Annotated in this window: 8 protein-coding genes and 1 riboswitch; of the genes, 4 read left to right on the top strand and 4 right to left on the bottom strand. The window is 47.9% G+C overall.

The features are described 5' to 3' along the window. Positions 1 to 136: 136 nt before the first annotated feature. Entirely contained in the window at positions 137 to 691 is a 555-nt protein-coding gene (locus AC58P7_RS21355; RefSeq protein WP_497346408.1) for a hypothetical protein, read from the bottom strand. A 129-nt stretch (positions 692 to 820) separates the two neighbouring features. Here AC58P7_RS21355 and AC58P7_RS21350 point away from each other — a divergent pair, with 129 nt between their 5' ends. The 3 genes from AC58P7_RS21350 (at position 821) to AC58P7_RS21340 (ending at position 8169) form a co-directional block, all read left to right on the top strand. Continuing rightward, the gene (locus tag AC58P7_RS21350; RefSeq protein WP_497346406.1) at positions 821 to 2098 is read left to right on the top strand and encodes an MFS transporter; all 1278 of its coding nucleotides are present in this window, start codon (positions 821 to 823) and stop codon (positions 2096 to 2098) included. Position 2099: 1 nt separating this feature from the next. Continuing rightward, entirely contained in the window at positions 2100 to 3023 is a 924-nt protein-coding gene (locus AC58P7_RS21345) for a Gfo/Idh/MocA family protein (protein WP_497346404.1), read from the top strand. A 724-nt stretch (positions 3024 to 3747) separates the two neighbouring features. Beyond that, positions 3748 to 8169 (top strand): OmpL47-type beta-barrel domain-containing protein, encoded by a 4422-nt coding sequence (locus AC58P7_RS21340; protein ID WP_497346402.1) that lies wholly within the window; start codon positions 3748 to 3750, stop codon positions 8167 to 8169. 107 nt (positions 8170 to 8276) lie between these two features. Here the strand turns inward: AC58P7_RS21340 and gcvPB are convergent, their stop codons facing one another. The 3 genes from gcvPB to gcvT are packed head-to-tail and all read right to left on the bottom strand — an operon-like array spanning position 8277 to position 12221. Then, the gene (gcvPB, locus tag AC58P7_RS21335; RefSeq protein ID WP_497346400.1) at positions 8277 to 9734 is read right to left on the bottom strand and encodes an aminomethyl-transferring glycine dehydrogenase subunit GcvPB; all 1458 of its coding nucleotides are present in this window, start codon (positions 9732 to 9734) and stop codon (positions 8277 to 8279) included. Then, positions 9731 to 11092 (bottom strand): aminomethyl-transferring glycine dehydrogenase subunit GcvPA, encoded by a 1362-nt coding sequence (gene gcvPA, locus AC58P7_RS21330; protein ID WP_497346398.1) that lies wholly within the window; start codon positions 11090 to 11092, stop codon positions 9731 to 9733. The genes gcvPB and gcvPA overlap by 4 nt, the downstream gene beginning before the upstream one ends. Before the next feature lie 34 nt (positions 11093 to 11126). Continuing rightward, positions 11127 to 12221, bottom strand: coding sequence for a glycine cleavage system aminomethyltransferase GcvT (gene gcvT / locus AC58P7_RS21325; RefSeq protein WP_497346474.1), 1095 nt, complete (start codon positions 12219 to 12221; stop codon positions 11127 to 11129). Between the two features lie 210 nt (positions 12222 to 12431). Next, a riboswitch (glycine riboswitch) is annotated at positions 12432 to 12528 on the bottom strand. Between the two features lie 165 nt (positions 12529 to 12693). Between gcvT and gcvH the strand changes: the two genes are divergently transcribed. Next, entirely contained in the window at positions 12694 to 13083 is a 390-nt protein-coding gene (gene gcvH, locus AC58P7_RS21320; protein WP_497346396.1) for a glycine cleavage system protein GcvH, read from the top strand. Positions 13084 to 13114 lie beyond the last annotated feature (31 nt).

Here is a 13114-nt window from a genome sequence, read left to right as displayed (position 1 = left end):
AGTTGTTTCCCTTAAAATCTGTTAGTCTTTTCTGAAATCAAAAAAATCACCCACGATTGAGCATCCTCTGTCCTACCTGAGTGCATGTAGGCGGAGAGCTTAAACGTTGGGTGATTTTATACTTTCCAGCTATCTGCTAAGCGCCAACCTGTTGCCCCATGGAGGCAGGTTGTTTAAAATTGTTCTGCTGGAGATCTTGAATATCGGAAATACGAATAATTAGACGGTTTACTTCATTGGTTGTATAAGAGAGCTGTTCCGTGCGCTGCTGCAGTTGAGATAAGGAAATGCCGATCCAATTCTTCTTGCGGCGATGCGTGAGCAGATCATATTTTAAAACGGTAAGCGTTGCCGCATAAGGATCCGGCTTCACGTAGACATCTTTCATTTTATCTGCCAAATTGAAGTAAAGGTTGCCGCCGTTCCATTTGACATAGCCTGGATCAAAAAGAATAACGATAAAGTCGGAATCTCCGCTGTCCTTATTTTCCATCGAAATGAGGCGTACGCCGCCGCTAGCCTTAGGCTTAATATATTGATTAGCGCGTATATCAGGTAGAAACGGAACAACCAGAAGCGGGCAAACACTAGCAATATACAAATAAGTAGTTGACTGAAACATAAGAGAGAGTACAATGAAAGTCAAAAAGAGCAACAAGGTTGCAAGTAGACCCAAAAGTTTAGGTTTCATAAGTTTACGATGATCCCGCCTGACATGATAGATTAGGTTATCCCTACTATTTTACCATAAGCGACCCATAGGTTGTAAACTATTAGATCCTGCTAACCTTGCTAGACAGACAAAAGGAGGTTTATGCCTATGAAATTATTCGATCCGAACGTGCGTAAGCCAAAGAAAAAAATGTCCACGTACCGTAAAAGCTTACTTGTGGCGACATTTGAAGGCTTTCCTGCCGTTATTATTTTCCAACTGTTGGGCGGACCGTTCTTAACAGGTTATTTGATTTACTTGGGAGCAAGCTCAACAGAGATTGGCTTCATTCTAGCGATCACTACCGTCGTAAACATCGTTCAAATTGCAATGGCGGTCGTCATGCAAAAATTCCGAAATCGTAAACGCATGCTGATCATTTTCGGATCCTCTCATCGAATATTATGGGCCTGCGTAGGGTTAATCCCATTTGTCTTACCGCAAGAGTATTGGGTCGTCACGTATATGATATTGTACACGGCCGCTCATCTGGGAAATGCCGCTGGGGGGATTGTATGGACCTCCTTAATCAGTGATGCGGTGCCTGGACCGATTCGCGGACGTTATTTTGGATTGCGCAACACCATACTGGGGGGAGTAAGCTCGCTGGCTCTTTTTGTAGGCGGACAAATACTGGATCAGTACCCTGGTGAACAGGGCTTCAACTACATCTTTATGATCGTCAGTGTATGTGTGGTTTTCAACGTAATGGCGTACTTTATGTATCCGAATCCGCCTTTCGAGCCGTCGACTGCAACGAATCCTGTGGGTATGATCCGGAAGCCATTAATGGACCGTGCGTTTCTAAAAGCAATTATTTTTCTGGCCTGTTTCCTCTTCGTTCAAGGGTTGACGGTACCGCTCTTTTCCTATGTCATGCTCAAGCTGATGAACATTTCCTATGGAACTGTTTCCTATATAACGGTTGTACATACCTTAGTTATGATGGCTAGCTATTATGTTTGGGGAAATTTGAATGCGAGATTCTCTGCTCAAACACTGCTCCTATGGTCCTTGCCGATTATTGCCTTAGCCTGTCTATTATGGGGAGCGATCGCCTTCATTCCGGCAGTCGTAGTGCTGTATGTCGTGCATATTGTACTGGGCATTGGCTTAGGCGGCTTCAATCAAATGGTATTTGCATTTACGATAGGGGATACGCCAAAGAGTGAGCGTCCGATGTATATTGCGACGTACTCGGCGATTACTGGCTTCGCCGCTTTCTTGGGACCTGTTGCAGGTGGGAAGATTTATGCCCTCATTGCTAATCAACCCATGTGGGTGCAGGTGTATGGCGTCTCCACGTTGGTTGGTGCTATTTTGCTCCTACTTGGGTTATGGGTAGGGCGTTTCGTATTACGAACTCAAATTAGGAGTGGCGTTTAACATGTCTAAAAAAAGAATTGGCCTTATCGGCTTAGGAGATATCGCACAGAAAGTATATTTACCGCTGTTGTCAGTGAGTGAGCAAGTGGAACTCGCAGGGATCATGAGCTCTACGCCTGCAACCGTTGAACGAATGAAAATGAAATACCGTATTCCCTTTGGGACGACACAGCTCGAGGAGCTACTGGCGCTAGGATTAGATGCTGTATTTGTACATAGCCCGACGTCGACGCATTTTGATATTGCGATGAAGTGTATGGCTCATGGCGTAGCCGTTTATGTTGATAAGCCGCTCTCGTATGCGTGGGCGGAATCGGTGGAGATGGCTTCGTATGCGGAGCGAAAAGGTGTGCTGCTCGCAGCAGGATTCAACCGTCGCTACGCGCCTCTATATATCGAAGCGAAGCAATGGTTGCAGGAAGCGGGCGGGTTTGATGCAGCCTCGGCTGTGAAGCACCGGACAAAGCTGCAGGGTCATGGTGCCAAAGAAACGCTGTATGACGACTTGATTCACATGCTGGACACTTTGCTTTGGTTGGGTGAGAGTCCTTACGAGGTACGGACTTCTCATCAACAGGTGGATGAGAGTGGGAAGCTGCTCCACGCATCGGGGACGTTGGGATTCGGTTCCGCCATGGGTACCTACAGTATGGTAAGATTAGCTGGCGTTGATTTGGAGAAAGTGGAGCTGCACGGCAGTGGAAGATCCGTCGAGGTTACGAACCTAGAGTCAGCAGTCTTCTATGAGAAAAATGCCGCTCCGCGCCTGCGCACCTTCGGCAGCTGGGACACGGTGCTGGAGCGCAGAGGCTTCGCCGGTGTTGTTCAGCATTTCTTGAACTCGCTGGATGATCCGAATGCTTGCGACATTCGGGGGGATCTCGTGCTGGCTTCGCATCAATTGGTGGAGAAGCTGTCGGTGTAGGGTGTGATGAACCCGACCCCGAACCCAAAATCCCTCCCCCGCCGGCCTCGGCCACATATAACGGAACGTCAGTACGCTATTTGGTCAAATTCGCCTGATTTCAGCTTGAAACGGAACGTAGGTGCGCTATTTCGGCTTTTTACCGCAAAAAGCACATGAAAGCCAAAAAATAGCGCACACACGTTCCGCAACCCGGCCAAATCGTGAGAAATTCTCGAAATAGCGAATCCTCGTTCCGTTAGCGTATGGCATGAGCGGGGTTTTCGGTACAATATCATACACGAAGAAGAAGAGGCAGTTCCCACAAATAGATTCGTCTACTCGGGAACAGCCTTTTTTGGCTATGAGGGAAGGTCTGAACGGCTGACCACATTATGTGCTCGTATCATGAATTTAAGCCCTCATCTTGGTGACGAGATGGGGGCTTTTTGTCATCCTTGCAGGACTTTGGTAGACGGTTTTTCACGACCTCTTTGTGTTTGCAAAAAAGTCCAATGATAGAATCCATGACTAATTTCATAAGGAGGACGAGAGAGTTCATAAATGTTGGTTTTGTTCATCCGACGAAACCAAGGTTTGTTCAGTGTTATACGGTATGTTGACTACACATGGAAGGAATTCACTTCTAAAATTGAAGCTACAGTGATGAAATCAAGTTGCCAAATTCGATGTAAGGGAGGATCCAACTCATCACTCAAGTCAACCATAAAGGAGACGGAAAATGATGCATAAAAAGCACAAACTGTTAGGATGGCTTTTGCTGTTGACTTTCATCATGCTTCTTAATCTTACACATCAAACAATCGTTTCAGCGGCACCTGCAGCACCTGTGGTGTATTTCCAAGATGATTTTACGGATGGAGATTATACGGCGAATCCGACATGGACAGCAACCTCCGGAACATGGAAAGTGGGTACAGATCCGACTGATGCCAGTAATAAAATGTTGAATCAGACGGACGCCGGGGAAGGCATCATAACGGCAGGAGATGCTTCATGGACGGATTCTAGTGTTACCATGCGTTTCTATACAGGTGCTGGCGGAGCTTATCCGGGAATTCTGGCACGTGTTCAGGACTATAGAAATTTTTATTATTTTCAAATGCAAACGACCAATACGTTGGTTCTGTCAAAAAGGATCAACGGTACGGATACGGTTATAAAAAGTCTTACTTATGCCATGAACCCAAACACATGGTATACACTTAAGATGACATTGGTAGGCAATAACATTACCTGCTACATCGTAAACAATGGAAGTGACAAGCTTGTTTTTAGTGCGACGGATACGACTTTCTCAAGTGGCAAAATAGGCATCAGAAATAAATGGCAGTCTGTTTATGTGGATAATGTTAAAGTAACAGACGCGCCGGCTGTAAATACTTCCGTCGTTCAATCTAACGCCCAAACCAATTCTACGATCTCATTAAATTGGTTACCGGTAGATGGAGCAACAAGTTATAATATTTACCGTTCAACGACATCAGGCAGCGGTTATACCTTTGTTTCCAATAGCACAGCCAACAGCTTTGTGGATACGGGGTTACTTTCTGATACTGCTTACTATTATAAAGTAGCATTTGTATATGGCGGACTGACGGAATCACAATGGTCACCTGAACTAAGTATTCGGACTACACCAGCGCCACCTGCAGCACCTACGGGACAAACTGCCCTAGCCGTAAATGCTTCAAAAATCAATTTGAGCTGGACAGCAGCTCTTAAAGCTACCAGTTATAGGGTATATAGGTCAGCTGATGCAGGTCAAACGTTCTCCTTGGTGTATGATGGAGCAGCTTTAAGCTACTCAGACACAGGGTTAACAGCTAACACAGCCTATAAGTATCGTATAACAGCTTATAACACGATTGGAGAATCAACACCAGCGTCTGTACAAGCGACTACCTACCAGTATGATGCTCCTGCAAGCTTTGCAGCTACTTCAGTTTCTGATACATCAGCAGCATTAAGCTGGAACAACGTGGAAGGAACAACAGTTACCTATAAGATTAGTAGATCCTCAAGTTCTACAGGAACCTATAACCAGATTTACAGTGGTACGAATACAGTGTTTGTCGATACGGGCTTAACGCAAGGCACAGGGTACTTTTATAAACTAGTTGCGGTAATAGATGGCATCACATCAGCCTTATCCGATCCACTGGGTGTAGGTACGGTGAGAACTGCGATTACGCCTGATACGGTTTGGGCAGATCGCAGTGGCAATCCGATTGATGCCCATGGATCAGGTATCATGTTTGATCAGCACACGCAGAAATACTACTGGTATGGCGAATACCACAAGGGAGCATGGCCTTCAGCGGGAGTGAGAGTTTACTCTTCTACGGATCTTTACAATTGGACAGATGAAGGTATGGCACTAACGATGGTAAAATCGATGGACGATTTTACGAACGATCCTTTGATTTCCGCGCTTTATACCGGTAGAACCGATACGTTAAACATCTGGGCAGATATAAGAACGGGCAGAATTATTGAAAGACCAAAAGTAATTTATAATGATAAAACCAAGAAGTATGTGATGTGGGCTCATATTGACGGAGATAAAGACCCGTATAATAACAATGCTAACTACGGAAAAGCGCAAGCAGGTTATGCAATAAGTGATTCGCCTACGGGTCCATTCATCTACCAGAAGAGCTATCGAATGGATCAAAGCCCACCGGGTCAAATCGATTATCAACCTGGCAACCCGGGTATGGCACGTGATATGAACGTGTTTAAGGATGATGACGGAACGGCATACCTCATCTATTCCAGCGAAGAAAACTTAACGATCTACATTTCCAAGCTTTTGGATGATTATTCAGACGTTGCTGGTTGGCACAAGGACGGCCATGTAGACGCAAATGGCAATCCTGTCCGCGATACAAGCTATAAGGCCGTTTACGGCGTAGATTATGTAAGAGTATTCCCGGGTACTCAGCGCGAAGCTCCGGCCGTATTCAAATTTAATGGAAAGTATTACCTGTTAACCTCCGGTGCAACAGGATGGTCTCCGAATGAAAATAAATTCAGTGTTGCAGATACGATGTTTGGTCCATGGTCAACACCGGTTAATCCATTTGTCAGAACATCGTCATCGGATCCTGACCCACAGACCGCCTTTAAATCTCAAACGACCGCTGTTATCCCAGTTGACCCTGCGAAAGGAAAATTCATCTATGTAGGGGACGATTGGAATGGCGGGCAATTTACTACAAATGGAGGTGCCAAATATATATGGCTGCCTATTGAATTTGGTCAAGGTACGGATATATCCATAAGATGGTACAGCAGTTGGAACACAGATTTATTAAACAGTATGGGTAAGATGGACATCAATGTTAAATTACCTGAGGTTGTTGCAACTGGATCCCTACTGAATTTACCGAACCAGGTAGACGTTATACCAACTGGTGCTGCAGCTGCAACCACAACATCTGTCACCTGGTCAGTCAATTCACAGCCCATAACGGCGAGTACATTTGCCCTTCCGGGTGTCTATACGTTACAGGCTATACTTCCGCAGTTTAACAACAAAGCGTTACGTTTTAAAATTTATGCCGTTCCTGATAAGACGATCTATTTCGTAAACAGCGGTGGTTATGCGACGAGTGATTATATCCTAATAACCTCGTACCTGCAGGATACACTTATGAATAAGGACGCTGTTGAACAGGCGTATAATTCAGGAGATATAGCTCCTTGGGGTTATGTAGGAACGAATTCAAATCCAGCAGGTTCAGCCAGTGGAGATATGTTCTCAACACTCCGATATCTAAATGGTGGAAATGTAAGTAATTCTCCTGCAGGTACGGACTTGACCTACAAGTTTACGGTGAAAAATGGTTCCTACACGGTGTATACAGGCTTTAATGATATATGGAATAATGCCTCCAGAAAGGCAGACTTATATATCAATGGGGTTAAAAAGAATGCGATCACGTTTATATCCAATACGGTCTATGGCAATTCTGTTGACGTAACGGACGGCACGATCACGATAACGGTGAGAAATACGGCATCACAGGATCCTTTGATCAACTGGATGATGATAGTTGACAATACACAAACGCATGATCCTTTGATGGGGCTGCATATCGTTTCAACAACATCTAATTCTGCTGCGCTATCGTGGAACAAAGCTATCGGAGCTACCTCCTATACGCTGTACAGATCGACTAGTGCAGAGGGAACCTATGCGCCTGTTTATCAGGGGGGAGCAACGACCTTCACGGATAGTGGAATTGACCCGGCAGTAAGATATTTTTATAAGGTCACTTCAACCAGCGTATCCGTAGAATCACCTAAGTCAGATTCCGTCAACATCCTATTAGATCAATCCAAACCGGTAACCGAATTTAGTTTGGCAGGTATGGCTAACAATGGATGGTACACGACGAATATCGTAACGCTGAATGCTGCGGATGATTTATCCGGCGTCGTCAAGACGGAATACACACTAGGGGATACGGCAGATTGGAAGGATTACTCAGGACCGTTTACACTCCCTCAAGATGGAACGTATACAATCCAGTACCACTCAACGGATAGGGCAGGCAATGTTGAAGAAATTAAACAGATGTCATTCCAAGTTGACGCAACACTTCCAAGCTTTAAGCTTATCGTAAATGGTAAAGAGTTAAAGGAGGGAGACTCCTTTGATGACAATCTGCCTTTAACCTTCCAGGTCTCCGATAATCTATCAGGATTAGCTTCTGCACAGATTACAGTTAGCGGTGCTGTCTATGCCCTAGATTTGACAAAGGGATCGAGCGTAGTTATCGATTTAGTGGGAAAGGTTGGCATTTATACAGCAACGATAACAGCTCAAGATATAGCTGGGAATACGCTGCAAAAGAATTTCCAAATCCATGTGACAACCAGCATAGACGCCATGAATCAGTTGCTTAATCGCTATCAAGCTCTATTAAGCAACGCAATAACATCTCAATTGAGCAATGCCCTCAAGCAAGCGCAGCATAAACTGGATATGAACCGACCAGATCAGGCAGCTAAGCATATGCAGGACTTTGTGAAACATTTGAATAATGCAGCTGTGGGAAAAGATGTAGATAGCAGTGTAAAAGCTATTCTTAATGCAGATGCAAATGCCTTGATTGTGCAATGGTCAGGTTTGTGAAAACAAACAGGTACGCTTAAAACGAAATAAAGGCTGATCTCTGAAGTAGAATCTTCTACTTCAGGGACAGCCTTTTCGCATGTCATTGATAAAATCAGATTTACTATTTACCCGCAGGTACAGTTGAGAACAGGCTTCCGTGCAGCCAACGCTTCATCCATACGGCTGACAACCGTTGTGTAAGGGGCATTTTTAACCAGTTCCGGATTCTCTTCCGCTTCTTTAGCGATCGCAATCATCGTGTCGATAAAGCTATCGAGGGTTTGCTTGCTTTCGGTTTCCGTAGGCTCAATCATGATGCATTCTTCCACGCTGAGCGGGAAGTAGATGGTTGGCGGGTGGTAGCCGAAGTCGAGCAATCTTTTGGCAATATCGAGTGTACGAACGCCCAGCTTCTTCTGCCTGTTACCAGACAGCACGAATTCATGCTTACAGAAGCGAGGATGCGGTACATCGAAATAAGGTGTTAACCGAGCCAGCATATAGTTCGCGTTGAGCACGGCATACTCAGATACTTTGCGCAAACCTTCTGGACCAAGGGTACGAATGTACGTGTAGGCACGGACAAGGATGCCGAAGTTGCCGTAGAAGCCTTTGACGCGGCCAATTGACTGCGGATAGTTGTAATCGAAATAGAAGCTGTTATCCTCCCGTTTAGCCACAAGTGGCGTCGGTAGAAAAGGAATCAAGCGTTCTTTGACCCCTACTGGTCCTGCGCCAGGGCCGCCGCCGCCGTGCGGGGTGCTCATCGTTTTGTGCAGGTTAAGATGGACAACATCGAAGCCCATGTCCCCTGGCCGCGTGATGCCCATAATGGCGTTCGCGTTGGCTCCATCATAGTAGAGAAGGCCGCCTGAGGCATGCACGATTTCGGCAATCTCGACGATTTGTTCTTCGAACAAGCCGAGCGTGTTTGGGTTCGTGAGCATGAGCGCAGCGGTATCTGAGCCGACGGCACGGCGCAGCTCGTCAAGATTCACGAGGCCGCGCTCATCGGATTTGATCGTCACAGTTTGGAATCCAGCAACCGTTGCACTGGCTGGATTGGTGCCATGTGCCGAATCTGGACAAATGACTTTGGTGCGGTGCTCGCCGCGGCTTTCGTGGTAAGCGCGGATCATCATAAGCCCGGTCCATTCCCCATGTGCACCAGCCGCAGGCTGCAAGGTGACGCGGTCCATACCAGTGAGAGCTTCAAGATCATGTTGGAGATTGTACAGCAGCTCCATCGCGCCTTGCAGCGATTCTTCCGGCTGATAGGGATGGATATGAGCGAAGCCGGGGAAGCGGGCAACGTCTTCGTTGATTTTGGGATTATATTTCATCGTACAAGAACCGAGCGGATAGAAGCCATTATCCACGCCGAAGTTGCGGCGAGAAAGCGCCGTGTAATGGCGGATGACATCGACTTCATACACTTCTGGTAGATCAGGTTCGACTTGACGGCGGAATTTAGCAGGCAGAAGCTCATTGATGTTCACGTCTGGAACGTCCGATTCTGGTAAGGAATAGGCGACGCGACCTGGATGGCTCATTTCGAAAATGAGTGCTTTGTCGTTGCTCATACAAGTTCCTCCAATGCAGCTGCGAAGGTATCGATATCTTCGCGAGTTCGTTGCTCGGTGACGGCGATTAGCATATGGCCAGCCAGCTCTGGGTAGTCGCGGCCAAGGTCATAGCCGCCGATGATACCTTTATGAAGGAGCTGACGATTCAGCTCCGCGATGTTCGTGCCGTCCGGCAGCTTGACGGCAAATTCATTGAAGTAGCTGCCTGTAAAAGGCAGCTCCAAACGGCCGGACGCGGTGAGACGATTCGCCGCGTAGTGGGCTTTCTGGACGTTAAGCGCGCCAACGTCTTGAATGCCCTGCTTGCCCATCGTGGACAAATACACGGATGCGCAAAGCGCGAGAAGCGCTTGGTTGGAGCAGATGTTCGACGTGGCTTTCTCACGCCTTATATGCTGCTCCCGCGCTTGCAGCGTAAGCACGAAACCGCGCTTGCCATCGCGGTCTACGGTCTGACCCACGATGCGCCCCGGCATGCGGCGCATCCAGCTCTCCGCGACGGCGAAGTAGCCGCAGCTCGGCCCGCCCAGCGCAGCTGGGATGCCGAGCGGCTGGCAATCGCCGACGACGATGTCAGCGCCGAGCTTGCCCGGCGCTTCGAGCAGCCCGAGCGTGAGCGGATTGGCGCTCACGACGAGCAGTGCGCCCGCGCCGTGCGCGAGCGGCTCCACGGCCGCGATATCCTCCAAGCAGCCGAAGAAATTTGGCGATTGGAGGATGACGGCTGCGGCAGGGTCGTCGCTCTCGAGCCCCGCCTTGAGATCGTCCAGATCGGTTACACCTTCTGGTGTAACCGAGATCTCGACGACCTCAAGGTTCAGCCCGCGGGCGGTCGTGCGCAGAACGGCACGCGCCTCCGGGTGCACCGCGCGGGACACAAGCAGACGGCTCCGCTTCGTCGCACCGCTTGCCAAGGCGCCTGCTTCCGCTAGCGCCGTTGCTCCGTCGTACATCGAGGCGTTCGCAACGGCCATGCCGGTGAGCTCACAGATGTACGACTGAAATTCAAAAATCGCCTGCAATTCCCCTTGGCTGATTTCCGGTTGGTAAGGCGTGTACGCGGTGTAGAATTCGGACCGCGAGATCACATGATTGATCACCACCGGAAGGTGATGATCATAGATGCCAGCGCCGAGGAAGCTGGCATAGCGCTGGAAGTCCGCGTTGCGACCCGCTAACTCGCGCATATACCTCAGTAAGCCCTGCTCACTGAGGGCATTCCCCACGTTCAATTCACCTTGAAATCGAACGGATTGCGGTATGTCACTAAACATCTCTTCCATGGAGGAGATGCCGATGGTTTCCAGCATTTCCTTTTGATCCTGTTCCGTAATAGGTAAATAACGATGTTTCATAACAAGGGTGCTCCTTCCAACCCGGATTCGGGAATTATTTCTTTTTATGAAAAGGGGTAGTAACAACTCGGGCTTTCACTTGCGCGCCTCTGATTTCAACATACACGTCCGTGCCCAAGGCGCTGTACGCGGTATCGATCAAAGCCAAGCCTACATTCGTTTTGTACGTTGGAGACTGCGTACCTGTTGTAACTTCACCAATCTGCTTACCCTCGGCGAATATGGCGTAATGCGGACGAGGAATGCCGCGTTCTTGCATTTCAATGCCTACTAGCTTGCGTGGGACGCCGTTTGCCTTTTGCTCCAGCAGGGCATCCCGCCCTATGAAATCACCTTTATCGAGCTTCACAAAATAGGAAAGCCCCGCCTCAAGCGGCGTTATGTCGGCGGATAGCTCCTGCCCATACAGAGGGAGCCTAGCTTCAAAGCGCAGCGTATCCCGAGCACCTAGTCCAGTGGGAATGAGCCCATGCTCCTCACCAGCTTCTAGCAGTTTTTTCCAAAGAGAGATCGCATCCTTCTGATCCACGTAAAGCTCGAAGCCATCTTCACCTGTGTAGCCAGTTCGGGAAAGCAATGTAGTCACGCCAGCGACGTTCACATCGGGGAGGAAATGGAATGTTTTCAATGTTTGAATCGGTGCGTCTGTCAGTTTAGCTAAAATATCAACCGCCCGAGGCCCTTGCAGCGCAAGCATGGCGGTTTCCTCGGAAATGTTGGTCAGTTGAACATCACCTGCGAGGTGCTGTTGTAGCCAAGCGATGTCTTTCTCGATGTTGGAAGCATTGATAACTAGCATATAGTCGTGATCACTCAGTTTGTAAACGAGCAGATCATCCACCACACCGCCACTCGGATAGCATAAGAGGCTGTATTGGCATTGACCTGGTGCCAGTTTGGTAACATCATTCGTCGTGAGACGCTGCAAAAATGCAAAGGCATCCGAGCCTTGGACGCGTACCTCGCCCATATGCGAGACATCAAAAAGCCCCGCCTGCCCCCTGACGGCGTCATGCTCCTTTTGAATGCCAGTGAACTGCACGGGCAGCTCCCAGCCGCCAAAATCAATGATTCGCGCGCCATACTCCGCGTAAATTGGGAAGAGCGGTGTTCGTTTCAACATGCTTATAACCTCACCTTCAATCGTCTTATTGTCCGTTGGCCCATTTCGGAAATGCAAAAAGGAGCAAAAGGTATGCAACACAAACATACCTTTTGCCCCTGTCCTTTATACCTGAGAGTTGCCTAGAACGGTAGAAAATATACATTCAACCGTTAAGTTTCCCCTTGGGTGTCCGATTCGTCGTGATTAACGAGTTCTCGAAGCTCTCCAGAGTCGCGTCCGATACAGGTCCTTTTGCCTGAGAGATTCACCACTATGGGCTTACTCCTTCGGCGCTGCAAACGTGCTCCGCAGTCTCTCCCTGTATCCTCATTCGCCAATATTCAATTAGCATTATTATATTCATTATGCGCCTAAATCGGTGTGAATTGTCAACAGTAACTTTTGGGTCACATCTTCTAGAACGAGCATCTTGACTTTGATGTTCACAGTAGATTAAGCTAAAAGCAAAATTTGTAAGTAAGTGAGGCGTGGACTGATGAGCAACGTACAAGCCAATTTGTTATACACCAAAGAGCACGAGTGGGTAGAGAAGCTATCGGATACAGTGGTTCGCATAGGGATTACAGATTTTGCACAAGATCAATTGGGAGATATTGTATTCGTGGAGCTTCCGAAGGTTGGTGCTTCCGTTACAGCGAACGAGAGCATTGGCAGCGTGGAATCGGTCAAAACGGTTTCCGATATTTTCTGCCCTGTATCAGGCAAAGTGACGGCTGTGAACAGTACATTGGAAGGCTCACCTGAGCTTGTGAATAGTGCGTCCTTCGGTGAAGGCTGGATGGTCGAGGTTGAAATCTCAGGGCCAGAAGCCTTGGAAGGCTTGTTGACCGCAGCGGAATACGGATCTTACATCGGTAACGACTAGGGTTCGATGAAGGTAGAACGGATGGAGGGTT

The sequence above is a fragment of the Paenibacillus sp. J22FR5 genome (assembly GCF_059691975.1).
The sequence above is the reverse complement of the archived record's forward strand: the minus strand, read 5'-3'. Positions and strand labels throughout refer to the sequence as shown.

Bases quoted from the DNA above. Each gene is read 5' to 3' on its own strand.
- AC58P7_RS21350 (WP_497346406.1), top strand. From the start codon at position 821: ATGAAATTATTCGATCCGAACGTGCGTAAGCCAAAGAAAAAAATGTCC.
- AC58P7_RS21355 (WP_497346408.1), bottom strand. From the start codon at position 691: ATGAAACCTAAACTTTTGGGTCTACTTGCAACCTTGTTGCTCTTTTTG.
- AC58P7_RS21340 (WP_497346402.1), top strand. From the start codon at position 3,748: ATGCATAAAAAGCACAAACTGTTAGGATGGCTTTTGCTGTTGACTTTC.
- AC58P7_RS21345 (WP_497346404.1), top strand. From the start codon at position 2,100: ATGTCTAAAAAAAGAATTGGCCTTATCGGCTTAGGAGATATCGCACAG.
- gcvH (WP_497346396.1), top strand. From the start codon at position 12,694: ATGAGCAACGTACAAGCCAATTTGTTATACACCAAAGAGCACGAGTGG.
- gcvPA (WP_497346398.1), bottom strand. From the start codon at position 11,092: ATGAAACATCGTTATTTACCTATTACGGAACAGGATCAAAAGGAAATG.
- gcvPB (WP_497346400.1), bottom strand. From the start codon at position 9,734: ATGAGCAACGACAAAGCACTCATTTTCGAAATGAGCCATCCAGGTCGC.